Source organism: Rossellomorea sp. GQ25 (assembly GCF_059758515.1).
This window is the reverse complement of sequence record NZ_JCAXEQ010000002.1, coordinates 101,820-127,574: the sequence shown is the minus strand read 5'-3', so window position 1 is coordinate 127,574 and position 25,755 is coordinate 101,820. Positions and strand designations below refer to the sequence as shown.

The following is a 25,755-nucleotide window of genomic DNA, read 5'->3' as shown; positions in this document are numbered from 1 at the left end:
TGCTGGTTTAATGCTTTGCGGTCAGGTTTTTTTTCATTACTGAAAAGCTTCAACGTTTTTCACTTTTCAATTATGGCAATCATGTAAATATCATCATGTTCCACTCCCTTCGGACGCTCTTGACTCACCTTTATCAATCATGTTGCTATTAAGTCACATATTACATGTGACCAATCATTCACATGTTAATCACAATGAAAGGATCGTTAATATGAAAGACGAACTTTCCACTTTATTTAAGGCACTGGGGCACCCGATACGAAGGGAAATCCTGGACCTATTGAAACAGTCAGCAAGAACAACCGGTGAACTGAATGAGCATTTTCCCGAAGTGACAAGATACGCGATTATGAAGCATCTGACGATTTTGGAGGAGGGAAATTTAGTAGTGGTGAAGCGGGAAGGGAAGTACCGACGAAATTACCTTAACGCGGTTCCACTGCTGGAAATGCACAATCGGTGGGTAGGGAAATACATGGAATCTACCGCCAATTCGCTATTAAAGTTACGAGCATTAGCAGAAAACAAAGGAGGAGAAGAAGTAATAGAACAAAGTAAAGTGTTTCATATTGAACAAGAAGTGATGATAGATGCACCAAGGGAGCAGGTATTTAAAGCGTTAACCGAACAAGCGGGGGATTAAATTGGCTCCTGAGGGAGTAAGTTCACAATTTACATTCGATCCTGTACCTGGCGGGCAATTTATTGAGAAATGGCGTGAAAGTGAAGGGGCTCTGTGGGGGACGGTGTATTACGTTAACGCTCCGGAAGAAATCCGTCTTCACGGGCACCTTGGCATGCAGGGGGCAGTAAATAGTGCTTATACGTATCTACTAATCGAAAAAGGTGATTCAACGTTACTTCAATTATCCCATGCAGCAACCGGAGTAATTGAATACGATTGGGAAGAGAAACATTCTGAAGGGTGGACCTATCTACTTGGGACGCTGTTAAAAAATTATGTTGAACAGAAATAATCAAACAAGTATTTATCGTTTCGTTCAAGGAGAAATATGATGGTAGATGTATATACAACAATCACTATAAAATGTCCAATTAAAAAGGTTTCAGAGTATACTGCCAATCCCGATCACGCACCCGATTGGTATGTTAATATCGATTCGGCGGAGTGGTTTACGGAAAAATCCTTCTCCAACCACTCTCGGATCGCTTTCAAAGCTAGATTTTTAGGACGTGATCTCTCTTATACATATGAGATTGTAGAATATGTTCCCAATAGAAGACTAGTGATGAAAACGGCCAAAGGTCCGTTCCCAATGGAGACTACGTATTTATGGGAGGCTTTGGACGGAAAGACCACAGGGATGACCCTCCGAAACAAAGGGAATCCCAAAGGCCTATCTAAATGGTTGACCCCTTTGATATCAATTATGATGAAAAAAGCGAATAGAAAGGATTTAATAAGAGTCAAGGAAATATTAGAAAACTAGGCTAGGATGAAAAACGTTTTTCTTAGCCTGACCCTTTAATTGGTCAGTCATCTTTTCGGAAACCAATCGCCTTAGATCAAGTTGAGAATAGAAAGAGCTACCTGATCAGGTAGCTCTATAAACTAGTAGCATCTTCCATGAAGAGGTTGAATTTGCCCCCGGATTTCTCCGCCAGGATTCTGTTCAGTGTGGACATTTACATACGTAAGCCCCTTTTCCATTAGCCTGACCAATTCTTTTACGTTTTTGACCCCTACATTATTCCTTACAATATCCTCATCTGTTATGACTCCCTGAACAATGCCTTTTCTTGTTGAGATTCCATTCTGCTCTGATAACGTATCCAGATCGGCTCCGAAAAGGAAAACAAGTACAGGTCCATTTTCGTTTCGACGGCCAAAATGGATATGGGCTTGGACGAAGTTACGGATGTTTTCGACTTTTAAAATGAACTTTATCTTCGTACATTGCTTATTCACAACAAATTTTGCAATACCGAATGCTTCTGAATTGACAGGTGGTACCTCGTTTCTTCCTTTCAATCTGGCAATAAAGTATTCTTCCATTTAATCACCCCCTTTAATTTGTATAATGTATCTTATTCATCAAATGAAGGTCTGTATAGTCAGTGGACCAGCTTTTCCCAAAAACCCTGTAACCATAAGCAAACGACCTATGGGTAGAATGGAGAAGTTCCAATTCAAGGTTCCCCACATCCCCTGACGTGAAGTCTCGAGATGGCCTCACGAAAAGGGATAAATTAACTTTTTACTAGGGAATCTAAAAATGGGGCTCCTTGACCTGAGTCAGGCTGAATTCTCCATTTTCTGACGGGAATTTGTTAAACTGGTTAGGTTGCCCATTGCATTCACTCTTCAGCTGAGGAGTGTTGATGCACTCTATCTTTGATATAAGCGGAGGAAGATATGTCAAATCGAAATAAAGGAATACTCCTATTACTTCTATCAGCGTTTGGTTTTTCCCTGATGGCGGCATTTGTGAAGCTGTCAGGAGATGTGCCGACGATACAAAAAACATTTTTCAGGAACATTGTTTCTGCATTCATCGCATTCGGTTTTGTCCGGTATCATAAGGAACGGTTATTCGGGAAGAAAGAAAATCAGAAGCTGTTGTTGCTGCGCTCCAGTTTAGGTGCTGTTGGGATCGTCTTGTTCTTCTATGCGATTGATCATCTGGTGTTATCCGATGCCGATATGTTGAACAAGCTCAGTCCTTTTCTGACCATCATCTTCTCGGCTATTTTCTTGAGGGAGAGGACCCGGGTGTTCCAGGTGGTGGCCATCATCATTGCGTTTATCGGCACACTGTTCATCATCAAGCCTGCATTTTCCTTCGATACCATCCCTTATCTCGCAGGGGTTTTCTCGGCTATTTTCGCAGCAGGGGCATACACGGTCCTTCGTGTGTTAGGGAGCAGGGAGAAATTTTATACGGTCGTCTTTTACTTTTCTTTCTTTACGACCGTTGTGCTTCTCCCGTTCGTAATTGGTTTTTATGAACCGATGAGCGTGAAACAGTGGATCTATCTGTTATCCGCAGGCGTATTTGCGACGGTTGGTCAGTTCGGAATTACGATTGCCTACAAGTTTGCACCGGCAAGAGAAATATCAATCTTTTTTTATTCAACCGTCGTGTATTCCGCCATGATCAGCATCTTCTTATTCGGGCAGATACCGGATGTGTTGAGTGTCATCGGGTACATCATCATCTTTGCTGCTTCGTTTTATATGTTTTTGAAAAATAATCAAGCAGGTAAAAAACTAGAAGCATGATTCCATACCTCATCCCTTTACTGGATGGGGATTTTTTTTGTTAAGGAAAAAGAGAATGGTAGCTTATTGAAAATCAATATTTCCAAAAAAGCTGGAAGAGTTATAATGTAAGTATATGGAATTGATGTTGGGAGAGGGGAGTTTTCATGTACTGCGTGAAACAAAATTAGCCAAGTGGGCGATCGCCCTGTTAGGGGTCGTTCTCTTTAGTAATCTTTTATTGTATCAACCCGTAGTTCAACGATTTCTTTCGATTGAATTGGAAAGTGGGGTAGTCATAGGATCTCTACTGGATTTGATGATTATTTCCCCGGCCCTTGCCTATGCCGCGCTTAAACTGTCGAAGAAACAAGCCGTTGGATTGATGGTATTCGGGCTTGTGTTAGCCAGATTTATCATTCCTGAAGAATTATTTGCACCGTTTACCATCCTGCTATATTCCGGGATAGGAGTAGAAGTATTATTCTTGGCAGCAGAGTTGGGACTTATCTTCCTCCCCGTTCAACAAATTCCCGAAATTCGATCTGCCATGAGATCATCTGAAGTAGGACCGATCTTTTCTTTCCTACCTGCAGTAGAGAAGAAAGTGGCCAGACACATTCTGATTCGGATTCTTTCCTCAGAAGTGTTAATGGTTTACTATGCTCTATTCAGCTGGCGCCGCAAACCACTTGTCCATGATGGTGCTTCGATCACGAAAGTCCTCTCCGTAGAATGTTCCGGAAACTTCACCATCGGTTACATAAAATTGATATCTGAGCTTTGCCGTTTGATGAAAAAAAGCAGGTGCATCCATTGAAGAAGCACTATATAAGTCAACGATGTCTTTCGCGATTTCAGTATTCTTTTCGTCGTTGGCAGGCTTTAAAATGGCTGATAGTAAAGATTCGAACCGATGAAAGCAATGACACTGCTCGTAAACATGATAAGAAGGGTGACGAAGACAATCCGGACATAAAGCGAACGCATTCAGGTTACCTCCAATTTATAGCCTACTCCACGAACAGTAGCAATCAAGAAATCATCGGAATGGCGGAACCGTTCACGGAGCCTCTTAATATGGACATCAATCGTTCGGTCATCCCCTTCAAAATCCATTCCCCATACTTGTTGAATGATCTCTTCCCGTGAAAAGGTTCTGTTTGGGAAGTTTGCTAAATAATATAATAATTCAAATTCCTTAAGAGGAGAAATGATTGTTTTGGATCAATCCTTCACTTCGTACGACCGTTTATCTAGGATCATATCATTGAGACGGATTTTCTGGGAAGCGGCACGATGAAAACTCCTCAGGATCGCTTGTACACGAAAGAGAAGCTCTTCTTTTTCAAAGGGTTTGACCATATAATCATCGGTCCCGGCTTCATAGCCTTTTGCTTTATCCATAAGACTATCCTTGGCGGTCAAAATAATAATCGGGATATCGTAGTACTCCCTGATTTCCTTCGCTAATTGAAATCCATCTTTATTAGGTATCATTAAATCGACAATCGCCAAATCGATCGACTGTGCTTCGAGAATGACAGAAGCTGCGTCTCCATCTTGTGCTTCGGTAACCAAGTAGCCATTCTGCTCTAAATGAACACGTATAAGCCTACGTAAATGGGGATCGTCATCCACGACAAGTATTGAAATCATTGCTAATCCTCTTTTCCGTCACCTGTTTTTATGACTCAACTTTAGCACAATTCACGCTGCATAAACCAATTTTTTCCCCAATCCAGTACGGTTGGATATAATATAGATAAAAATACTTTTCACCCATATCTTTTTCACCTATTCATCCGTTATAAGCATGAGAGGATTCAAAGGAGTGAGGACGATGCAAACGAGGTCTAGCTTAAATAAGAATGAACGAAAGCAAAATGATGAAGTCATGGAAGAGCTTGTGCCCAAGCTCTATCGATACTGCTATTTTCTGACGAAGAGCAAATGGGACGGTGAAGATTTGGCCCAAGAGTCCATCTGTAAGGCACTGAGTCATTACCCTACTCAACAGAATTGGAGTTCATCTTTACTCAATAAAATCGCTTATCATCTATGGGTGGATAAAGTTCGCAAACAGAGTAAGGAATCGATTGGCGGAGTCCCGGAAGTGAAGAGTGAAGACATTCCTAAAGAGGGGATCAGTCTTGAAACCATTGAAAAGCTTTCAAGAAAGATGACCCCCAAACAGTTAGTCACCTTTGTTTTAAAAGAAGCGTTTCAATACAAGATTTCTGAAGTGGCAGATGTTCTGGGGATGACGGAAACCGCTGTGAAAGCCTTGCTGAATCGATCGAGGGCAAGGCTGAAGAAAATCTCCGATGATGAAGGCGGGAGCGGCGTTCAAACTTACTGGAATGAAGTTCTTCAGGAAGAGTTGAACGCGATTTTATACCGCTGCCTGATTGCCCAGGATCCAAGCCTTCTTTTGACATACATTCCAATCTTGCTTGCACAAGCTCCTGCCCAAGGCCGAATTGCACGAACGTCTGACTCTCCTTCAAGCGTCCTCTCATTAGTTGCATAACGAATGAAGGAGGAAGTATAGATGAACACCATACCTTATGTCATTGAACAGTCCAGTAAAGGGGAACGATCCTACGATATTTACTCACGATTGTTAAAGGACCGGATCATCATGGTGAGTGATGAGGTGAATGACCATATGGCCAACAGTATCGTCGCTCAGTTATTATTCCTTGCCGCAGACGATCCAGAGAAAGACATATCCTTATATATCAATAGCCCGGGTGGCTCAACTTCGGCGGGATTTGCCATCTTTGATACCATGCAATACATCCATCCGGATGTACGAACGATTTGTACAGGGATGGCGGCTTCCTTTGGGGCGATGCTCCTCCTTGCAGGAACAAAAGGGAAGCGATTTGCCCTTCCAAACAGTGAAATCATGATTCATCAGCCGTTAGGTGGTGCCCGGGGGCAGGCGACAGACCTGGAGATTTCTGCGAAACGGATTCTGAAGCTAAGACAGCACATCAACGAAATCATAGCTGAAAAAACGGGCCAGCCCGTTGAAAAAGTTGCGCTTGATACCGATCGTGATTATTTCATGAGTGCCTACGAGGCCAAGGAATATGGGATTATCGATGAGATTATCGAGAAGAAGAAATGATGGAAGAGGGAACGGGTGTTGTGACCGTTCCTTTTTGTATTTATTAGTGGGTTCGGTTCCTGGCACGAAACGTTTGATTTGTGGCCGGAACCGAATGGCAAAATGGTGACAAGTACAACTTTATATCCACGTGATGATTCTCCCTCAATGCGGTTGAATTTCAGCAACTGAACGCGTAATTGCGTGTACCAGGTACAAATTCCCTCAAGTGTACCTGGTACAATGAGAATCACTCAGCTAACACTACTGGAATCTCAATTCTCAATCTTTATTTTTCCCAATGGTTCTATTATCCTTAAAAAAGAAACTTCAAACAGAAAATGAGGGCGAACATGAAAAAAATACATAGCGATGTGATTCAGTTCCGTGGATCTCATTATGATTTTGGCTATAAGCAGGGGGAAAAGATAAAGGATTCGATCACAGTGAGAAATCGTGAGAATCAGTGGAAGGTAAGAAAGCCCCGTTTCTCCATTAACATTGAGGAAGCGAAGCAGGCGATCATTAAATTTGCTCCGGGGGTATGGAATGAGCTTATCGGATTACAGGAAGCGCTCGGGTGGCCGATGGAGAAGGTACTGAAGGAGTTTGGCGGATACCGTGTTGAATATACGAAGTCGGGCTGCTCGATTGTGACGGGTGAAAATTATTTGATTCGAAATTATGATTATCATCCGAAGACGTATGAGGGAAGGTATACGTTTTACCAGCCGACGGACGGCGGGTATAGTATTATCGGACCGAGTCAGCGGGTAACGGGACGGATGGATGGTATGAATGAGAAAGGATTGGCGATCGGATATAACTTCATGCATCGGAAAAATCCAGGGGATGGTTTCATTTGCTGTATGATCGGAAGATTGATCCTGGAATCATGTGCAAATGTAACGGAAGCAGTTGAAATGTTGAAAGAAATTCCACATCGTCATTCGTTTAGTTATGTAGTGTACGATAAAAGTGGAGAAACATTTATTGTAGAAACATCACCACGTGGGGTAGAAGTTCGGCAGTCCAATGCGTGTACAAATCATTTTGAAGTGATGACTCATGAAAATCGAAATCATCTGGTCGATTCGAAACGCCGATTGAGTATTATTCGAGAAAAGCAGACTACAGATGCCCATTTAGCATTCCGCTTAATGAATGATACGGATAAAGGCGTTTTCTCCGATTTATACGGAAGCTGGGCCGGCACCATCCATACATCGGCATATTTTCCGAAAGAAATGAAAGCATGGTTTGCCCTGGGGGGAGATCGGGAACCGGTTGTCTTTGATTTTGCCAAGTGGCTTGAAGGGGAAGATGTTGTCCTTGAAAAGATCTTGGGTGAGGTGAATACGGATATTCCCTTTGTGCACATGGATGAAGGAGCCGATTGGTTTAAACAGTAGAATTTTATGAAAAATGCCCCCGGTTCTGTAACCGGGGGCATTTTAAGATTAAACGAACTTCACGATATCTTCATAAGGTCGACGCGTTTTCGGTGCTGGATCCTTCACCCGGTAACCGAATGCCACCATGACGGAAATGCTGAAACGGCCATCTTCCAACAATCCTTCCTCATCTAAAAGCGTATTCATCTTTCCGATGTCAAAGCCTTCGATCGGACACGAGTCTACACCGATTTGAGCGGCTGCTGTCATCATATTTCCAAGGGCTAAATAGGTTTGCTTTCCGGCCCAGTCGTATAGGGGACGATCACCTTCCAATAAATCGAAATCAACCTTTTGGAACTGCTCGATTTTTTCTAAGTATTTTGCCATATGATCTTCTGGCAGGTTTTTCACGTTTTTAAAATGATCCTGTAAGTATTGTGAATCGTATTTCGTATCTTTTTTCGTTCTAGCGAGGATTACGACGAAATGACTGGCTTCTGGCAATTTTCCGTATGCTCCCCAAGCCGTGTTCTTGATCTTTTCTCTCAGTTCAGGGTTTTGAATCACGACAAATCTCCAAGGCTCGAATCCAAAGGAACTTGGTGACAGACGGCCAGTTTCCATGATGAATCGTAAATCGTCATCGGATACTTTCTTGTTTGGATCGAATTCCTTTGTTGCATGCCTGAAATGGTAGGCATCTAAAATGTCTTGCTTTACTAGTTCTTTATCAGCCATCGAACATTCACTCCTTATCCATTGATTCAATCATGTTAAATTTACCATAAGTGAAGAGGTGAATCATGTGATGTGCCTGAACAACTTTATTTTGATTGGAATTTTGGGAAAATTGAAACATAAGGCCTATCTGCTTCGTATATAAGGTAAGAGAACGATAGAGAGGGGATGAGAATGGATGGGATTTATATGAATTGTACTAGCAGTCATCGCTCTGCTCTTCTTGTTCAATTGGCTGATGGGCTACCGAAAAGGATACATCCAAATCGACTTTGAAGAACGATTTTTCAAGGAAGAAGAGTACATTGAGGCAATCAGAAAAGAGCTTGAGCAACAAGGGAATGATGTGAAATACAAGGGAAATCGAACGTTTATTGTGGATGGTCGTACCTATTTGTTTATTGAACGGAATGTATCAATGGGCGGGGTTCCGTTGCAGCGGACAATTTTGAAGCCTATTTAAAAGTAAAGGCGTGCCTGGCACGCCTTTTGGTGTTTAAAATAATACATACGATACGACAATATACAAAACGGTAATAATAAAGGAAGGAGCCATGTATCGCCACTTATTCATGACATTGGCTGGTCGTAGAAGCAAGTATACGATGACGAGTGTCATGAATAGGCCCAGGACTGCGATAAAGGTATGAGACGTATCGACTGCTTCAAGGATGGCACCTTTTCGGTAAAGGACATCGGTCAGGACGAGCAGTTGAATGTTAAACAGATTGCTTCCGAGAATAGAGCCGATCGCCATATTATAGTTTGCCAGTTTAAAAGCAGCAAGAACCGTCACGAGTTCGGGCAGGGAAGTCGAAGCAGCGATGAGAAAGCTCCCGACAAAGCTTGAGTTCATGCCGGTTGCCTTTGCCAATTGGTCCCCTGCAATCGATAACACACTACCTGATGCAAACACAACCAGTGCAGCAATGATAAAACCGATAACTGCCGTTTTGAGGGAATAATCCTTTGTAGGTACGGATTCTCCTTCAGCATCATCGCTGGAAACGAATTTCATCGCAACGAAGTATAGAAACACGATGATAAACATTTCGATCCCCACGCCAAACACTTCAATGGAACCCGGCATGAAAAGGGCGAAAATGATGATCATGAGAAACAGGAATCCAAATAGCGCAGAAGGGATATTTGCCTTCCTGTTCACCTTTTGGAACAATCTTTTTTTACGATAAATAAGATCGACCACTGCCAGGATGAAAAGATTGAACACATTACTACCGAGCATGTTTCCTACGGCAATATCAGGGTTATCGATATAAACCGCCGTTAAGCTCGTTGTTAATTCAGGGAGTGACGTTGCCCCTGCAATGAGGAATGTCCCTACGACAGCCCCACTTAATGAAGACTTCTTACTGATGACATCTCCGAACTGATTCAGGTAAATAGCGGCCGCAACCACGATGGCTGCAGCGAGTAAAAAAACAATGTAAACCATATAATCTCCTCCAAGCCAGCGCATACAAAAAAGACCCCGGCACAAATTTTTGTACCAAGGTCTTGCGTGCTGAAGAATGAGCCCAGCCTGATGAACCAGGTATTTTCATACCGGGATGACGATTCATCAGCCGTTTACCGGTCGCTACTCCCCTTGTTATTATTAATGTATTAGGATTTTGAGGGTTTGTCAATGAAAGTGCTTATATATGGAGGGAGTTTAAGGAAGGAAATGAGCTAAAGTAGACAGGGGATTTCAAGTGAAACAAGCTTTTGAATACGATATGAATAAAGAAATGAAGGAGTATGTATGAAGGAAGAGAATTATGATGAATTATTAGGTGTTCGGACGAGTGAGTTGCAGATGGGGTTTCACCGGTCTTTTCATTATCATCGGTATGAACCGACTCCGTATCAAGCACTGGATGAATTATTCAGACATTATAGATTGAATGGCAGCGATCGCGTGGTTGATTTTGGATGTGGAAAAGGGAGATTGAATTTCTTTATACACCATCTATTTCAATCTACCGTTGTTGGCATTGAAATGAATGAAGGGTTTTATGAAGAAGCCGTGGCGAACCGGGAAAGCTATTTAAAAAAGGCAAAAACCAAACATGATAATCTTTACTTTTATCACTGCCTTGCAGAAGAGTATACTATCCATCCAAAGGATAACCGATTTTATTTTTTTAATCCGTTTTCCGTTCAAATTTTCATGAGGATCATCAATAACATCCTCTTTTCAGTGGAACAATCACCACGTGATATCGAGATCGTGTTGTACTATAGCTCGGATGATTATGTGCATTATTTAGAAGATCACCCCCTTTTCGTCTTGCGGAAAGAGGTGAATTTGTCAGGGGATTATGAAAAGAATGAGTATGAGCGATTTTTGGTGTACGGGTTGATGTTTTGAATGTGGTGTCTCCTGACTATTTTGGGAGGGCACCTTATTTTTCTGCAAAGTCAATATTTTTGATTTATCCGCTTTCATATCGGAGAATAGTGACATGGCATTGAAAAGTAAAAGGAGGCGGATGGAATGAGAATACTAGTGGTTGGTGCAGGTGCCGTTGGGGGCTACTTCGGTGGTAGATTGGTAGAGAAAGGCGAGGATGTTACGTTTCTCGTCCGTGAGCGAAGAGAGCAGCAGCTGAAAGAACGTGGACTGCAAATTGAAAGTGTACATGGTGATTTTCACTGCAAGCCGAAAACGATGAGATCAGAAGAAAAAGCAGAGCCCTTTGACGCCATCATCCTTTCAACCAAGGCCTATCATCTCAAGGGAGCAATCGAGAGCCTTCACTCCTTCGTGGGTGAAAATACGATGATTCTACCACTTTTAAACGGAATGTCTCACGTAGACAATCTTATAAAAGCATTCGGGAAAGAAAGAGTGATAGGCGGTTTATGCTTTGTGGAGTCAACGCTTGATGAAACAGGGAAGGTCATTCAATCAAGTCCCATACATGACCTTGTTTTTGGGGAGAGAAGCGGTGAAAGAACCGAAAGAATTGCACATCTTGAAGAGGCATTATCAGGGACGAAAGCAAACTTTCGATTAACCGACACCATCGAGCAGGAAATGTGGCATAAGTATTTATTTATTTCCACTCTTTCAGGTGTCACATCCTTATACCGGGCACCGATTGGCCCGATTCGGGAAATAGCAGAGGGAGCTGGTAGGATCAAAGGGGTCCTTTATGAAGCCGCGGCGATTATGAGAAGCTTAAAAGCGCCACTTGCTGAAAAGATAGAAGAAGCTCAATACGATAAGATCAATCAAATGGGTTATAGCATGAAGTCATCCTTACAGCGGGATATGGAAAAAAATCTCTCCGTGGAAGCGGAGCATTTATACGGATATTTATTGAAGGCTGCAGAAGCCCAGGGGATTGAAGCGCGTGAGTTGCGTTTGATTTATGGGAATTTGAAGATTTATGAAACAGCAAGTAAATAAAGATGAGAGACATCCGATACCTGTTATAAGGTGTTGGGTGTCTTTTTGTGGAATGGAGTTGGTTTTATGGGTGATTCAGTTGTTAAATAAATGCTGAAAATCAGGCGGAAATCAGCAGCTGAATCCAATCCCTCAGCTGCCAATCCATAAAAATTCTCTGTACCGTCCCCTTATTTATGAAAAGAAGGACTCATATTCCTCGACGGAACCACCTTATACAATCGCTGAAGAACTACCATGGAAACAGCCGTGACTGCTACGTCCAGTGGCAGATACGCAACCATCCATCCCCAGGCAACCGTGTAACTGAATCCGCCCGGTGCTTCCGCCCAAAATGTTAGGGCCAGGTACATGAAATTCGTTCCAATGATGTAATTTAACAATAAACCCAGAATTCCTGCAGTGAGGTATCCTCCAAATGTACGCTTCCTTTCCAAAACGATTCCCACGGCGAACGCAACCGAGATAAAGGATAGAATAAATCCAAAGGTAGGACTGAGTAAACTTGAAGGTCCTCCTTTAAATTGTGCAAAGACCGGTGCCCCTACTAATCCCAGAGCTAAATAAACCGTCATCGCCTTCGCTCCCACCCGGCTCCCAAGCATTCCTCCTGCGATGATGGCAAACATCAACTGAAGGGTGACCGGGACGCCTCCAATCATTAAAAAAGGAGACACATTGGCTCCTACCGCCATTAATGCAGCAAAAAGACCACATAAGACCAATTCTCTCGTTTTTCCCATTTTCATTTTCTCCTCACCAAAACTGTGGTATGATTGATATTATCTTAAATGTTAACCAATTTGTAAATAAGGTTAACATAAAAAGGAGGGAAAATATGAAAGGATTTTTCATCACCGGCACAGATACGGATATAGGCAAAACCTTAACTACTGGATTGTTAACTAAGTACTTCTTGGAAAAGGGCATTGATGTATTCCCGTATAAGCCCGTGCAAAGTGGAGCTTTTTTGAAGAAAGATAGACTAGTAGCTCCCGATACTGAATTTTATGAAGAGGTCACTAATCGTTCTTTTGGAAAAGATGGGAATACATATTTATTAAAAACGCCAAGCTCTCCTCATCTTGCAGCTTCAATTGACGGGGTGAAGATTGAACTTAAGCCAATTTTAGAACAAGTGGAGAAGTTACAAAGCAATCACGAACTTTTATTGGTTGAAGGAGCGGGAGGGCTGATTGTCCCGTTAAACGAAGAAGAGACCATTCTTGACTTAATAGAACGAATGTCACTGCCTGTCATTCTTGTCGCGCGAGCGGGACTTGGCACAATTAATCATACGGTCTTGTCTGTGATGGCATTGAAACAACGAAGTATTGAAATTGCAGGCATCATCCTGAATCAGACATCCATAGATGAGATGCCTGAGATTGAGCGGGACAACAAACGAATGATCGAAACATTAACCGGTGTAAAGGTAATCGGTGTACTGCCATACATAACACAGGATTCTTTTGAAAAAGTCGATGTACATGAGTTATTTAAAAATTGGAAACTTGAAGAGTTAGAGGAGGATGTACAGAGTGAACCAACAGCAGCTAATTGAAAAAAGCAGTCAGTATATGTGGCTTCCGTTTACACAGATGAAGGATTATGATGAGCATCCGTTAGTGATTGAAAGCGGGGAAGGCGTTTATCTTCGAGACATCTACGGCAACCTATATCTTGATGGATATTCTTCTCTTTGGCTAAATGTTCATGGCCATCGTAATGAGGAAATCAATCAAGCGATTAAGGATCAGCTCGATAAAATCGCACATTCTACTTTGCTCGGTGCCACCAATGTTCCATCTATTTTGTTAGCCGAGAAGCTGGTTGAATTTTCTCCGGCGATATTAGCGAGAGTCTTTTATTCAGACAGCGGTGCAACCTCTGTTGAAATTGCCATTAAAATGGCCTATCAATATTGGCAAAATAAAGGAAAGCCGGAAAAGCATAAGTTTATCACTCTTCAAAATGCCTATCACGGTGATACGGTCGGTGCGATCAGTGTAGGGAAAGTGGACATTTTTCATAGAGTCTACAAATCTCTTATGTTCGAATCACTCGTTGCCCCGTTCCCTGATGTAGTACATCACCCAGATTTAGAGGATGAAGAAGAGATTCGAGATCGTGCACTTGAGGAACTGGAATGGATTTTGAAAGAGCATCATCATGAGATTGCCGGGATGACAGTGGAGTCGTTGATACAGGGTGCTGGCGGCATGAATATTATGCCAAAGGGCTACTTTAAAGGGGTCGAAAAGCTTTGCCGAAAATATGAGGTGCTTCTGATTGTCGATGAAGTGGCAACAGGCTTCGGCCGTACAGGCAAAATGTTCGCAGTCGAGCACGAACAAGTCCAGCCTGACATCATGACAGTGGCAAAAGGGATCACCGGAGGATACCTCCCTATTGCAGCAACCTTAACCTCCGAAGAAGTCTATGAAGCTTTCTATGATGATTACACATCACTGAAAACCTTCTTCCACGGCCACTCCTATACAGGAAACCAGCTTGGGTGTGCTGCGGCATTGGCGAATCTGGAGATCTATGAAAGAGAAAATCTGATTGGGAAAGTTCAAGAGAAAGCGAGAATCATTGAATCCTTGTTAGCTCCATTAAAGGATCATCCACATGTAAGCAGCATTAGACAGCTTGGAATGATTTGCGGCATTGAGTTGGTGCAGGATAAAGCCAGTAATAAGCCGTTCCTATGGGAAGACAGAGTCGGCTACTGGACCACCATCAAGATGCGTGAACTGGGTATGCTAACCCGTCCGATAGGAGACACCATCGTCTTCATGCCGCCACTCGCCACAACCGAAGAAGAGCTTGAGAAAATGGTAGGGATTATGGTGGAAGCTATAGAAATCACAACGAAGGGAGCGGTTGGGGTTTAGGGAGAGGGACGGACCTCCAACCCCCCCACGCCCCTAATCAAAACGTTAGAGTGAGGGACGGACCTTGGGTGGGGTTCGTCTCTTTTTGTGTAGTGATTGTTGGTTTGAATTTGTGGTAGTTTAACAGGTGAAAAAACGCTGGGAATCAGGTGGCAAAATTAGATGAGTTTCAACAGGAGAATAATAGCGTTTATTCTCCTGTTGAAATATCAAAGAAATTCACCTGTTGAATATTCCAGGAAAATCAGCAGCTGAATAAGTGACGATTTTAAGCTGCTGATTTATCTATTATCCCGATGGAAGTCCCCAATATGTTGATTTGCAAGGATGCGAATAAGCGAGAATGAACCAGTTACAAACCCTTAGAATGTACCAGGCTCCAAACACCTGAATTGTACCAGGTACACACCGAAATCAACCACCTCTCAACAATAAAAAAGGAAACCATTCCACAGCCCAAACGTATATATCAATATCAATTACTTAGTACCAAAAGGAGGTCCAAAAATGAACAAAACAATCTGGATAAGCGCACCAATAGTCCTCATCGCAGCCATGTCCATCTGGCTTACATCAAACGCCACTAATTCTCTTACTCTACTAGCAGCCTATGGAATCATCCTTTCCTTTCTCGTCTACTTTTCATTTTTAAAAATCAAAAAGTAAAAAAAAGGAGGGACGGACCTCCAATCACCCCATCCGAAACCAAAACGTTGATTTAACGGGACTTGAGTAAATGAAGAGGTCCGTCCCTCTCACTGAATTGCTTCCAATAAAAAGTCTACGATGTGGATTGCACGCATTTTGTTAGATAGGCCTTCCCGTTCGATGCCGAGTTTCATTTGGAGGAGGCAGCCTGGGTTTGATGTGATGATGGTGGTTGCTTGGGTTTGTTCGACGTTGTCCATTTTGTGATCGAGGATCTTCATGGACATTTCTGATTCGACGATGTTGTAGATCCCGGCTGATCCGCAACAGTGATCGGCTTGTTTCATCTCGACGTAATCAGCACCTTCCACTGATCGAAGGAGGAGCCTTGGTTCCGCAAATGTACGCTGCACGTTTCGCAAGTGACACGAATCCTGATACGTGATCCGTTGAGAGGAAATGTTCAATTTCTTTTTATGAAACTCTAATTCTACAAGAATGGAAGAGATGTCTTTGATTTTATTTATAAATTGAACCGCACGTTCTTTCCAATCTGGATCATCTTTCAGTAAGTGATCATAGTCGACGAGAAAGGCTCCGCATCCCCCGGCATTGGTGATGATGTAATCGACTCCTGATTCTTCAAAAGCAGCGATGTTTCGCTTTGCCAAATCCTTCGCTGCATTTTTTTCACCGCTATGACCATGTAAGGCTCCGCAGCAGGTTTGCATCTTTGGGATCACAATGTCACAGCCTGCCAACTGCAATAGTTTCGTAGTGGCATTATTTGTTTCCAGAAACATCGTATCCATTAAACAGCCAGAGAAGAAAGCGACTTTTTTACGGACGTCACCAATCGAGGAAAGAGACGTTGGGCGTTCCTTCATGTCTTTCAACTTTGGAACTTGAGGAAGTACGCGTTCCATTGTCGCCATGCTTTCCGGTAATAGTTTTATCACACCCGTCCTGTGGACCGCCTTCTGCAATCCTGAGCGTTGGTAGATTCCAAGAAGGTTCGTGACCATTCTCATTCTGTCCTGGTGTGGGAATAATCCTTCAAAAACGGTTTTTCGAAGGACCCGTACAGGAAGGGAATGTTTTTTATTTTGATTGATGATATCGCGTGCGTCTTCTAATAGGTGACCGTAGTTCACACCGGAAGGACAAACGGGTTCACAGGCTCTGCAGCCTAAGCACAAATCCAATGTTCGTTCGACTTCTTCATCGGGTTCTATGACACCATCCACCACTGCCTTCATTAAGGCAATTCGACCGCGAGGGGAGTGGGATTCTTTAAATCCTGACTCAATATACGTAGGGCAGGAAGGGAGACAGAAACCGCATCTCATACAATTCAATAATTCATCTTCATCCATGCGGTCTTTAAATTCCTGTTGTATCTTTTGTTTTTCTAGAAGGGTTGTCATCTTGAAATCACCACACGTTTTCTTGATTCTTTAGCGAATACTTTATTCGGATTCATAATGTTGTTCGAATCGAATGATTGCTTGATTATTTTCATGGCTGCAATGCCTTCGGGTCCCAGTTTCCATTCGAGGTAAGGGGCTTTCATCATGCCGACACCGTGTTCTCCAGTGATGGTTCCGCCCAATTCAATGGCATGAGCAAAGATTTCTTCGAATGCCGCTTCGACACGTTCTATTTCATCATGGTCCCTGGCATCTGTCGCAACCGTCGGGTGAAGGTTTCCGTCCCCGGCATGACCAAAGGTACAAATCTTCAACTCATAGCGATCGGAAATATCATTGATCGCTTTCACCATCTTGGCGATTTCCGAGCGTGGAACCGTCGCGTCCTCTAAAATCGTCGTCGGTTTGAGACGGGCCAGTGCCGATAGGGCAGAGCGGCGGGCGGTACGAAGGGCATCTGCTTCTATCTCCGTTTTGGCTAATTGAACGGATACGGCGTTGTTCTGTAAACACACTTCTTCCATTCGTTTCATATCACGTGCAACCACTTCCGGAGGACCGTCCTGTTCGATCAAGAGTACTGCTTTTACATCGGTTGGTAACCCGATTTTGGCAAAATCCTCAACCACCTCAAGTGTAGGCTGATCTAAAAATTCAAGGGTAGTCGGAATAATACGATTGGCGATGATACTTGAAACGCTTTGGGCAGCTGCTTCAATATCCTGATAGAGGGCCAGCATCGTTTGCTTCGTTTCAGGCATGGGAACGAGCTTTAATGTCGCTTCGGTGATGACGCATAGGGTTCCTTCAGATCCAACGAAAAGGCGGGTTAAATCATAGCCAGCAACGTCTTTTGCGAGTTTTCCCCCGGTACGGATGATGTCTCCGTTAGGGAGCACAGCTTCTAAAGCCAGTACATAATCCCGTGTAACTCCATATTTCAATCCTCTCAATCCACCGGAGTTCTCATTGATATTTCCACCGATCGTTGAGATTTTCATGGAGCTTGGGTCAGGAGGATAGAAGAGACCTTTTGCTTCAACTGTATGAATGAGATCCAGGGTCACCACACCAGGCTGGGCGGTAACCGTCAGATTCTCTTCGTCCACTTCCAGAATCTTGTTCATATGGGTGAATAAGAGAACAAGTCCGCCTTCTGTAGGGCAGGTGCCTGCGCAGAGATTCGTTCCGGATCCTCTTGGGACGATTGGAATGCCATGCTCGTTGCAGATTTTCACGATTTCTGATACTTCCTCTGTCGAGCGGGGAACGATGACCGCGTCAGGCATGGATTGGTAATTAGGAGTTGCGTCATAGGAATAGACAAGCTTTTTCGCGGGAGTATCCCTGTAATTTTCTTTGCCAACGATTTCGATGAACTGTTTTTTGATGTTAGGAGTGATCATACTAATTTCCACCTTTTTTAACATGTTTTTCAAATCGGATATAAAAAGAGTAAAGAGACGATACCTGACGTTTAGTCAAGGTCCGTCCCTCATAAAAGGTTATTTCATTGCGGCTTTCAGGGCTGAGCGCAGGTGGCCTTTGTGAAGGGTGAGAAGGTCGTAGACTTCTTTTTCTTCGAGGCCTGTCAGAAGCGATAGGATGGCAGGTTTGACGCTGCCGTATGTTTCAAGGGCTTCGGTTGCTTCTTGTTCAGAGACGTCCGCTGCTTCCATGATGATGTTGCGCGCTCTGACTTTCAGTTTTTCGTTTGAAGGCATCACGTCGACCATGAGATTGCTGTATACTTTGCCAAGTTTGATCATGGATGCGGTTGTGAGCATATTAAGGATCAGTTTTTGGGCTGTTCCGGCTTTCATGCGTGTCGAGCCTGTGACGACTTCCGGACCGACTTCTGCGACGATCGAATGATCGGCCACATCACACATTAGGGATTGAGGTGAGCACACAACAGACGCGGTTACAGCACCTCTTGATTTTGCTTCCTTTAAGGCCCCTATCGTATAAGGCGTTCGTCCGCTTGCAGCAATACCAACCACGACATCATTTGCGCCAACTTCACGAATCGCGATATCGTTGCGGCCGCCTTCTTCATCATCCTCTGCGCCTTCCAGGGGAAACTGGATGGCTCTTTCACCACCCGCGATGATTCCGATCACCTTGCCGGGATCTGTGCTAAAGGTAGGCGGGCACTCTGATGCGTCAAGGATGCCTAGGCGTCCGCTTGTGCCTGCACCTACATAAAGAAGACGGCCGCCTTTTTCTAAACCTGCGACGATGGAATCGACCACACCTGCCACGACAGGGATGGTTTTTTCCACGGCGTATGCAACAGTTTGATCTTCTCCATTGATTTTTTCCAAAATATTCTCCGTGCTTAATGTATCTATGTTTAATGTATGAGGATTTCTCGTTTCAGTCAGGATCTTATGAAGGTCCACTCTACAGTACCTGCCTTTCAATTTGTAAATACGGGACGGGGAGTGATGGACCCCAGTATGACGGGTTTACCTGCTCCTGTTGCTCCTGGGACGTTGCCCGGATTTCCGTGAAGCGTTTCGTTTGCCAGGAGGGCAAAGGCGATCGCTTCTTTGGCATCGGAAGAATAGCCGAAATCTTCCTGAATGTGAATGGCTAACTGAGGAAGAAGCTCCCTCATCATACGGAGAAGTGTCCCATTGTAGCTTCCGCCGCCGCCAATGATGACTTCGTTAATAGGGTGCTCTGGAAGAATGAATTTCTCATAAGAAACCGAAATCGTCAGAGCAGTGAAGTAGGTTGCCGTCGCAATCAGGTCTTCTTTCGAAAGATCACCAAACTCTTCGAGGATCCGATTCACGAATACTTCTCCAAACAGCTCGCGACCCGTTGATTTTGGAGGTTCTTTAAGGAAGAAATCCTTCTCCCATTCCATCCATTTCTGTGCGACGTCTTTGCGGACCGTTCCTTTCGCAGCAATCGCTCCATCCTCATCAAAAGATAGACCGAATAGTCGCTCGCATAATCCATCTATAACCATATTTCCGGGACCAGTATCAAACGCGAATACTTCTTGAAGAGCGCAATCTTTAGGAAGTACGGTCACATTTCCAATGCCGCCAATATTCTGAAGAAGTCTTCCCTGATCTTTTTTTCGATAGAGAAGGAATTCAGTATAAGGTACAAGTGGTGCCCCTTCACCGCCGGCAACCATATCCATGGAGCGGAAATTGGAGACGACTTGAGTGTTTGTTCGATACGCAATCACGCTCGGCTCACCAATTTGTAGAGTAGAAGGAACCGAATCTTCCGTATGAAAGGGCTGGTGATAGACCGTTTGCCCGTGAGATCCGATAAAGTCTAACGCCTCTACTGAAACGTCAGCCTCTGTACACACCTTCAAAACAGCCTCGGCATAAACGTCTCCAAGCTCAAAATGCAAGCTGGAAAGGAGGGGAGTGGACGATTCTGTGACACTCATAACGTCGAAGATCTTCTTTTTTACGTGTGGAGGGAAGGGAGTCGTCGAATAATGAACGAGCTCCACTTTTGTATCCGTGCCGCTGCCTTCAATTGAAACAAGGGCAGCATCCACCCCATCCACAGACGTACCGGACATTAACCCAACAGCTAAACGCTTACTCATATGACAACCTTCCTTCCCTGATGGCTTCTGTCACATCGACTGCCCCGGTGGCAGGGGAGGTTGAGTCGACGATATAGGCAGCGTCTGGAAAACGCTCTGAAATCATTTCTTTAAAATTGGATTGCACCACCACATTATGTTCAAGGACACTTCCTTTTAAGGCGATAACCGGATTCACATCGATCTGTAGTTTCTCCAATAAGGCAATCGTCTGACGGGCAAGCTGCTCCCCGGCTATTTTAAATAATAGAAAGGCCGCTTCATTACCAGCCTCAGCTTGCTTGTGAATCACTTTCGCAAGCTTTGCCATTTCACCTTTGGTAGAAGAATAGATAAACCCTTTTAACCCTTTCCCATCACTCGCTCCGATTTCGTTTAAAATGTTATGGGAAAGAGGGGAAAGTGGTTTACCTGAATCCATCTCCATCGAAATCTGTTTACATGCTTCAATTGCAATATGATAAGCACTGCCTTCGTCACCAAGAAGATGTCCCCAGCCGCCGGTAGTTCCTTCCTGTTTCCCGTTTCGTCCATAACAAATCGAACCCGTTCCCGCAATGGTCATCACACCGTTCTGATTCCCGATTAAACTGAAATAGGCGAGGGTGGCATCATTCAAAAGGATAATAGGCAGGGAAGTTATCCTTTGTAACTCCATCTTGATTCGATGAGCCAGATTACCGGACTCGGCACCTGCCATCCCGATCACAATATGGGAAACCTCTTCAGAAGAAGTGTAATCCAAGCATTGTTGAATCACGGAAGAGAGATTGGTTAATGCCTCTTCAAAGGAAACCGTTGGATTGCCGTGTCCGGATAAGCTTTGAAACAGGATGTTCTTCTCTAAATCAAGAACGAGTCCTTGAATTTTCGTCCCGCCTGCATCGATTCCTATTACTCTAGTCATCTAAAGAAACCTCCACATTACTTAGTTAGAAAGGCAAATTTACCCCAAGGCTTCAGGTAATCCACTAAGAAGATTTCTTCTTCACGGATACGTCCCACCACATTGGTTTTGCCTGAGTTCTCCATATCTTGAAGCGCAATTTGAAGTTCTCCTGCATACTGGGCATATAGGTCGTTTTCAATTACGATGTCTCCGCGCTTTATGTCAACCGTATTGTGGGGAGCAAATTCTCTTCCACGATATTTCACGCGGCTTTGAGTCGAGCGGATCAGATAATCAGATACATCACCACGATAGAAGTGCGGTTCTTCAAATATAATCGTCTTTTCTAAGTCTGTTGTCGTTTCGTGGGTTTCGACTGTAAAGGTCAGCTTCGATGTGTTCAGTTCGCTAAGCAGTTGCATTTCACTTTCTGATGCATAAGCGTTACTAATAATGACATCATCAATTAACCCTGTGGCAAAAAGATGCTTAGCCTGGACATCAATAGGAAGAGTACGGTGCATTTCTAATGTAGGCAATCCTTCCGTGACCGGCCAGGGACCGAGTGTTGCATCGGAAGAAGAAACAAACGCTGCCGTTCTCATCCCGAAGTCTTTAAACTTTTTACTGCATTCAATAAAGAATGGATAGGATAAACCGGAGTAGCGGTGCGGATAGAAGTTATGACATCCAAGCAATTGATCCTTATTCGGTTGATACGTTATGATGTTATCGATGTATTTCGTTGCATTACTCATATTGAGTTCAATTTTCAAATCATATGGGTTGTACGACATCATCGATTCTTCATGCCCTGTATACCCGAGATCAAGGCGGATACCGTGAGCACCCAGATCGGCAAAAAAGGATAAATCATCATACGAGATGTTCAGTTCTTTGAAAATACGGGGACTGATATCAGCGATGACTTCCATATTTTTTTCACGGGCAAATTTAATCGTTTCTTTAAAGTTCGAGATGATTCCATCCTTATCCCCCTCCACTGATAGTAAGCAGGTGAACACTCGCTTAAATCCGTAAGATGAGGCCAGAGCAAGATATTCTTTATCCTTTTCAGTCGTGGAATGGTTTGGGTAAATTGAAACTCCCAGTCTTTTACTCATTGGTATGCCTCCTTAAAATTATTTGTTTTCCAGTGCATCTATTCTTTTTAACAGGGGAATCATTTGTTCAATTAAAGAAATTTCACTGATGGAGGTCATCAAGTGGTCTTGAGCATGAATCATCAGAAGTGATTTTTCAAAATCTTCTCCATTGATTTCAGCCTGAATGAGACTCGTTTGCGTTTTGTGAGCTTTGTTCAGTTCTGCATGGGCTGTTTTCAGCATCTCTTCAGCTTCTTCAAACTTACCTTCATGTGCCTTTGTCAGGGCCACATATGCGATGCTTTTTGCATTCCCGCCGTTTGATATAATTTCAAAAATCTCCATTTCTACGTTGCGTACCTCTGCCATTGTGTATTCCTCCTCATTCCTGTTTAGAATCATTTTCTACTAGAATAGTAAAATAAAAGTTTAAATATTTTAAAATAATATTGAAATTTAATTTCATTATCGCATATAATCATATTAAACTGAAAGCCTTTTCAAGACAATCATTTTTTTGGAGGTGACTATGACGGAATTTCAAGTATTAAAACACATCAAAAGTCAGATGGAGAACTACACCCCGTCTGAAATTGCGGTTGCTCAATATGTGTTGGAGTTTCCTGAGAAAGTAATGGAAATGACGACAAAGCAACTCTCACAATCATGTGGCAGCAGTGAAGCAGCCATCATCCGGTTCTGCAAACGAATCGGAATCAATAGTTTCAGCGGTTTGAAGATCGAATTGGCCAAAAGCTCGAATATTGAAGAAACAAAGAGTCATGACATCAATACACTTCTGCACTTTGAAGACAATCTTGAAACCGTATTCAACAAAGTACTGGTGAACACCTATCAAGCGATCAAGAACACGGAAAAGCTTTTTTCCATAAATGAACTGGATCGGGCTGTGAACGCGTTCCATAAAGCTGGACGGGTATACCTGTATGGAGTAGGCGGTTCAGCTGTAGTAGCGGAAGACTTTACGCAAAAGCTATTACGACTGAACTATCTGGCATTTCAAGCGAGTGATATCCATGTGCAAATGATGATGGCCGCAAACTTAACCGAAAGAGACGTTCTCTTCGTCGTCTCCACATCAGGTCAGACAAAGGAAATACTGAAGCTCATGAACGTCGCTCAAGAAAAAGGGGCCACAATCGTTCTATTGACACAGCATGGGAAATCCCCCGCAAGGAAGCTCGCTGATATCGTCTTAACGATTTCCGAGGAAGAACACAATATCAGAATCGGAACCATGACAGCAAGAATTGCTCAACTCGTCGTGATTGACGCTTTATTCGTCGCTTTATGCATGAAAAAAGGACATGGCGTTTACGAGCAAATTATTCATACACATGAAGTAGTTCAAAGAATGAAAGAGGAGGAAGAGTAAAGATGAGAGTATTATTCGTATGTTCCGGTGGAATGTCTAGCGCAATTGTCGTGAATGCACTGAAAAAAGAAGGGGACAAAGCCGGGATTGAGATGGAAGTACATGCAATTGGAACCGGTGAAGTATCGGAGGAGATCTCCAAGGGATGGGATGTTTGTATGGTAGCACCGCAGATCAGACACCGCTTTGATCAAGTGAAGAAAGCCGCTGATGAAGCGAATGTTCCTTGTGGTCCGATTCCTCCACAAGCGTACACTCCACTTGGCGGTCCTACTTTACTGAAAACAGTAAAAGAATTAACCAACTAATTTAAATAGGAAACAAGGGGGTACAAACATGCAAAAGTTTGTGAATTTTCTAGAGAACAACTTGTCAGGTCCAATGGCCCGGCTCTCTGAACAAAGGCACTTGCAAGCAATCCGGGATGGGGTTATTTCAGCACTGCCATTTATTATCGTTGGTTCATTTTTCCTGATCTTAGCTTTTCCACCGCTTCCTGATGGCGGAATATTCGGAGACATCAAACAGTGGGCCGCTGACAACATCGTTGAAATCCTGATTCCTTACCGACTGACCATGTTTATCATGTCACTCTATATAGCCTTCGGGATAGGATACAACCTCTCGAAAAGCTATAACCTGGATCCATTATCCGGTGCACAAATTTCAGTAGCTGCACTTCTATTAACGATTACACCAAAAGTAATGGATGGAGAAGGATGGGTCCTGCCAATGACCAACCTCGGTGGTCATGGATTATTCGTCGCCATGATCGTCTCGATTCTGGCAGTTGAAATTTTGAGGTTTTGTAAAACGAAAAACATTACGATCAAAATGCCGGAGCAAGTACCGGCATCTGTATCACGAAGCTTTGAAGCACTTATTCCTGTAGCGATTGTTATTCTATTGGTTTCTGCTGTAACCGTAGTAGCCGGAGTAGATTTACATCATCTAATTGGCGTAGCGGTTGCTCCATTAGTTACCGCTGGTGACAGTATTTTCGGCGTATTGATTCCGGTATTCTTAATTACGTTCTTCTGGTCATTCGGTATCCATGGGGTGTCTGTAGTAGGAACGGTTGCCCGTCCACTATGGGAAGTGTTCCTTGTAAACAATGCAGATGCGGTTGCAAATGGAGAAGCAATTCCACACATCGCACCCGAAACATTCTACCAATGGTTCATCTGGATAGGTGGATCAGGAGCAACTCTTGGATTAGTTCTGGCAATGGTCTTCTTCTCCCGCTCAAAATACTTAAAAGCGTTAGGAAGAACAAGTATTGTACCGGGTATTTTCAATATCAATGAGCCTATCATCTTCGGTGCTCCTATTGTATTGAATCCGATTTTGATCATTCCATTTGTAACAATCCCGCTGATCACTGGTACTCTGGCATATGTAGCAACAACTATAGGGCTGGTATCACCAACTTATATCATGCCCCCTTGGACACTGCCCGCACCAATCGGAGCGTACCTGGCAACGGGTGGTGACTGGAGAGCCATTGTCATGGTTCTTATCAATATCGCAATCTCTTTCGCTATCTATTTCCCATTCTTCAAGATGTACGACAAGAAGATGATGAAGATGGAAGAAAGCGATCAACAAGCGGCATAATAGAAAGGCGGAGGCGGCTCGATCAGCCCCGACAAGCATAAGGCAAGTCCACCGGAAAGGTGTTCTTTGCCTTTTTGGTGGGCTGGACTTATGACCTCGAGGGGCTAGCCGCCGGAGCTGGACAAATAGAAAAGCGGAAGGGCTTTGCCCAGAGGCGACAAGCATAAGCTAAGCCGGCATGAAGGTTGCTCTTTAACCTTCTTAGCGGATTAGCTTATGACCTCTAGCCTCTAAGCCCCGTAGCTGGACAAAAAGAAAGGTGGAGGGGCTTATCCCTCTCCACATA

At 43.5% G+C, this 25,755-nt stretch carries 27 protein-coding genes and 2 pseudogenes; 16 read left to right on the top strand and 13 right to left on the bottom strand.

From position 1 onward, the window contains the following. Nucleotides 1–211: 211 nt before the first annotated feature. From AC6CIB_RS06395 to AC6CIB_RS06385, 3 genes are read left to right on the top strand one after another with little or no spacing between them, the layout of a single operon-like run. Entirely contained in the window at nucleotides 212–643 is a 432-nt protein-coding gene (locus AC6CIB_RS06395) for an ArsR/SmtB family transcription factor (RefSeq protein WP_498278900.1), read from the top strand. A 1-nt stretch (nucleotide 644) separates the two neighbouring features. After that, on the top strand, nucleotides 645–977 hold the full coding sequence (locus AC6CIB_RS06390; RefSeq protein WP_498278898.1) for an SRPBCC family protein: 333 nt from the start codon (nucleotides 645–647) through the stop codon (nucleotides 975–977). Between the two features lie 39 nt (nucleotides 978–1,016). Continuing rightward, nucleotides 1,017–1,451 carry an SRPBCC family protein gene (locus AC6CIB_RS06385; RefSeq protein ID WP_498278896.1) on the top strand — a complete coding sequence of 145 codons (435 nt, stop codon included), beginning with the start codon at nucleotides 1,017–1,019 and terminating at the stop codon, nucleotides 1,449–1,451. A gap of 122 nt (nucleotides 1,452–1,573) precedes the next feature. Here the strand turns inward: AC6CIB_RS06385 and AC6CIB_RS06380 are convergent, their stop codons facing one another. After that, on the bottom strand, nucleotides 1,574–2,017 hold the full coding sequence (locus AC6CIB_RS06380) for a CHRD domain-containing protein (RefSeq protein WP_498278894.1): 444 nt from the start codon (nucleotides 2,015–2,017) through the stop codon (nucleotides 1,574–1,576). A 360-nt stretch (nucleotides 2,018–2,377) separates the two neighbouring features. Between AC6CIB_RS06380 and AC6CIB_RS06375 the strand changes: the two genes are divergently transcribed. After that, nucleotides 2,378–3,244 carry a DMT family transporter gene (locus AC6CIB_RS06375; protein ID WP_498278892.1) on the top strand — a complete coding sequence of 289 codons (867 nt, stop codon included), beginning with the start codon at nucleotides 2,378–2,380 and terminating at the stop codon, nucleotides 3,242–3,244. Nucleotides 3,245–3,890: 646 nt separating this feature from the next. Here AC6CIB_RS06375 and AC6CIB_RS06370 read toward each other — a convergent pair. Together AC6CIB_RS06370 and AC6CIB_RS06365 are read right to left on the bottom strand one after the other, a co-directional pair. Beyond that, nucleotides 3,891–4,168, bottom strand: a pseudogene (locus AC6CIB_RS06370) (hypothetical protein). Between the two features lie 45 nt (nucleotides 4,169–4,213). After that, nucleotides 4,214–4,882: pseudogene (locus AC6CIB_RS06365) on the bottom strand (response regulator transcription factor). A gap of 184 nt (nucleotides 4,883–5,066) precedes the next feature. On the opposite strand from AC6CIB_RS06365, the gene AC6CIB_RS06360 reads away from it, so the two are divergent. The 3 genes from AC6CIB_RS06360 (at nucleotide 5,067) to AC6CIB_RS06350 (ending at nucleotide 7,753) form a co-directional block, all read left to right on the top strand. Next, complete coding sequence (locus tag AC6CIB_RS06360) at nucleotides 5,067–5,756, top strand: sigma factor-like helix-turn-helix DNA-binding protein (protein ID WP_498278890.1); 690 nt, start codon at nucleotides 5,067–5,069, stop codon at nucleotides 5,754–5,756. Between the two features lie 21 nt (nucleotides 5,757–5,777). Continuing rightward, nucleotides 5,778–6,362, top strand: coding sequence for an ATP-dependent Clp endopeptidase proteolytic subunit ClpP (gene clpP / locus AC6CIB_RS06355; protein WP_498278888.1), 585 nt, complete (start codon nucleotides 5,778–5,780; stop codon nucleotides 6,360–6,362). Between the two features lie 332 nt (nucleotides 6,363–6,694). Then, a complete protein-coding gene (locus tag AC6CIB_RS06350; RefSeq protein WP_498278886.1) occupies nucleotides 6,695–7,753 on the top strand; it encodes a C45 family autoproteolytic acyltransferase/hydrolase in 1,059 nt (352 codons plus the stop codon). Between the two features lie 48 nt (nucleotides 7,754–7,801). Here AC6CIB_RS06350 and AC6CIB_RS06345 read toward each other — a convergent pair whose 3' ends face one another. After that, the gene (locus AC6CIB_RS06345) at nucleotides 7,802–8,476 is read right to left on the bottom strand and encodes an NAD(P)H-dependent oxidoreductase (protein ID WP_498278884.1); all 675 of its coding nucleotides are present in this window, start codon (nucleotides 8,474–8,476) and stop codon (nucleotides 7,802–7,804) included. 238 nt (nucleotides 8,477–8,714) lie between these two features. Between AC6CIB_RS06345 and AC6CIB_RS06340 the strand changes: the two genes are divergently transcribed. After that, complete coding sequence (locus tag AC6CIB_RS06340) at nucleotides 8,715–8,939, top strand: hypothetical protein (protein WP_498278882.1); 225 nt, start codon at nucleotides 8,715–8,717, stop codon at nucleotides 8,937–8,939. 33 nt (nucleotides 8,940–8,972) lie between these two features. Here AC6CIB_RS06340 and AC6CIB_RS06335 read toward each other — a convergent pair whose 3' ends face one another. After that, complete coding sequence (locus AC6CIB_RS06335; protein WP_498278880.1) at nucleotides 8,973–9,932, bottom strand: sodium:calcium antiporter; 960 nt, start codon at nucleotides 9,930–9,932, stop codon at nucleotides 8,973–8,975. A gap of 309 nt (nucleotides 9,933–10,241) precedes the next feature. Here AC6CIB_RS06335 and AC6CIB_RS06330 point away from each other — a divergent pair, with 309 nt between their 5' ends. Both AC6CIB_RS06330 and AC6CIB_RS06325 read left to right on the top strand, forming a co-directional pair. Continuing rightward, nucleotides 10,242–10,850, top strand: a complete 609-nt coding sequence (locus AC6CIB_RS06330; protein WP_498278878.1) for a methyltransferase — start codon at nucleotides 10,242–10,244, stop codon at nucleotides 10,848–10,850. Between the two features lie 126 nt (nucleotides 10,851–10,976). Continuing rightward, nucleotides 10,977–11,894 carry a ketopantoate reductase family protein gene (locus AC6CIB_RS06325; RefSeq protein WP_498278876.1) on the top strand — a complete coding sequence of 306 codons (918 nt, stop codon included), beginning with the start codon at nucleotides 10,977–10,979 and terminating at the stop codon, nucleotides 11,892–11,894. 170 nt (nucleotides 11,895–12,064) lie between these two features. Here the strand turns inward: AC6CIB_RS06325 and AC6CIB_RS06320 are convergent, their stop codons facing one another. Continuing rightward, on the bottom strand, nucleotides 12,065–12,637 hold the full coding sequence (locus AC6CIB_RS06320; RefSeq protein ID WP_498278874.1) for a biotin transporter BioY: 573 nt from the start codon (nucleotides 12,635–12,637) through the stop codon (nucleotides 12,065–12,067). A gap of 95 nt (nucleotides 12,638–12,732) precedes the next feature. Here AC6CIB_RS06320 and bioD point away from each other — a divergent pair, with 95 nt between their 5' ends. From bioD to AC6CIB_RS06305, 3 genes are all read left to right on the top strand, one after another. Continuing rightward, on the top strand, nucleotides 12,733–13,458 hold the full coding sequence (gene bioD, locus AC6CIB_RS06315) for a dethiobiotin synthase (protein ID WP_498278872.1): 726 nt from the start codon (nucleotides 12,733–12,735) through the stop codon (nucleotides 13,456–13,458). A 16-nt stretch (nucleotides 13,459–13,474) separates the two neighbouring features. After that, the gene (gene bioA / locus AC6CIB_RS06310) at nucleotides 13,475–14,794 is read left to right on the top strand and encodes an adenosylmethionine--8-amino-7-oxononanoate transaminase (RefSeq protein WP_498280481.1); all 1,320 of its coding nucleotides are present in this window, start codon (nucleotides 13,475–13,477) and stop codon (nucleotides 14,792–14,794) included. A gap of 507 nt (nucleotides 14,795–15,301) precedes the next feature. Next, nucleotides 15,302–15,460, top strand: a complete 159-nt coding sequence (locus tag AC6CIB_RS06305) for a hypothetical protein (protein WP_498278870.1) — start codon at nucleotides 15,302–15,304, stop codon at nucleotides 15,458–15,460. Between the two features lie 89 nt (nucleotides 15,461–15,549). Here the strand turns inward: AC6CIB_RS06305 and AC6CIB_RS06300 are convergent, their stop codons facing one another. The 7 genes from AC6CIB_RS06300 to AC6CIB_RS06270 form a co-directional block, all read right to left on the bottom strand. Next, nucleotides 15,550–16,869 (bottom strand): (Fe-S)-binding protein, encoded by a 1,320-nt coding sequence (locus AC6CIB_RS06300; protein WP_498278868.1) that lies wholly within the window; start codon nucleotides 16,867–16,869, stop codon nucleotides 15,550–15,552. Further along, nucleotides 16,866–18,278: a glycolate oxidase subunit GlcD gene (gene glcD / locus AC6CIB_RS06295; RefSeq protein ID WP_498278866.1), complete on the bottom strand. Its 1,413-nt coding sequence runs from the start codon at nucleotides 18,276–18,278 to the stop codon at nucleotides 16,866–16,868. The genes AC6CIB_RS06300 and glcD overlap by 4 nt, the downstream gene beginning before the upstream one ends. Nucleotides 18,279–18,377: 99 nt before the next feature. Next, nucleotides 18,378–19,277, bottom strand: coding sequence for an N-acetylmuramic acid 6-phosphate etherase (murQ, locus tag AC6CIB_RS06290; RefSeq protein ID WP_498278864.1), 900 nt, complete (start codon nucleotides 19,275–19,277; stop codon nucleotides 18,378–18,380). Nucleotides 19,278–19,294: 17 nt separating this feature from the next. After that, entirely contained in the window at nucleotides 19,295–20,461 is a 1,167-nt protein-coding gene (gene anmK, locus AC6CIB_RS06285; RefSeq protein ID WP_498278862.1) for an anhydro-N-acetylmuramic acid kinase AnmK, read from the bottom strand. Then, nucleotides 20,454–21,368: a BadF/BadG/BcrA/BcrD ATPase family protein gene (locus AC6CIB_RS06280; RefSeq protein WP_498278860.1), complete on the bottom strand. Its 915-nt coding sequence runs from the start codon at nucleotides 21,366–21,368 to the stop codon at nucleotides 20,454–20,456. Before AC6CIB_RS06280 ends, anmK begins: the two co-directional genes overlap by 8 nt. 17 nt (nucleotides 21,369–21,385) lie before the next feature. Further along, complete coding sequence (locus tag AC6CIB_RS06275) at nucleotides 21,386–22,474, bottom strand: DUF871 domain-containing protein (RefSeq protein ID WP_498278858.1); 1,089 nt, start codon at nucleotides 22,472–22,474, stop codon at nucleotides 21,386–21,388. An 18-nt stretch (nucleotides 22,475–22,492) separates the two neighbouring features. Further along, complete coding sequence (locus AC6CIB_RS06270; RefSeq protein WP_498278856.1) at nucleotides 22,493–22,825, bottom strand: PTS lactose/cellobiose transporter subunit IIA; 333 nt, start codon at nucleotides 22,823–22,825, stop codon at nucleotides 22,493–22,495. A 160-nt stretch (nucleotides 22,826–22,985) separates the two neighbouring features. On the opposite strand from AC6CIB_RS06270, the gene AC6CIB_RS06265 reads away from it, so the two are divergent. The 3 genes from AC6CIB_RS06265 to AC6CIB_RS06255 are packed head-to-tail and all read left to right on the top strand — an operon-like array spanning nucleotide 22,986 to nucleotide 25,469. After that, on the top strand, nucleotides 22,986–23,852 hold the full coding sequence (locus tag AC6CIB_RS06265) for a MurR/RpiR family transcriptional regulator (protein WP_498278854.1): 867 nt from the start codon (nucleotides 22,986–22,988) through the stop codon (nucleotides 23,850–23,852). 2 nt (nucleotides 23,853–23,854) lie between these two features. Then, nucleotides 23,855–24,160, top strand: a complete 306-nt coding sequence (locus AC6CIB_RS06260; RefSeq protein ID WP_044339788.1) for a PTS sugar transporter subunit IIB — start codon at nucleotides 23,855–23,857, stop codon at nucleotides 24,158–24,160. A 28-nt stretch (nucleotides 24,161–24,188) separates the two neighbouring features. Continuing rightward, complete coding sequence (locus tag AC6CIB_RS06255) at nucleotides 24,189–25,469, top strand: PTS sugar transporter subunit IIC (protein WP_498278852.1); 1,281 nt, start codon at nucleotides 24,189–24,191, stop codon at nucleotides 25,467–25,469. Nucleotides 25,470–25,755 lie beyond the last annotated feature (286 nt).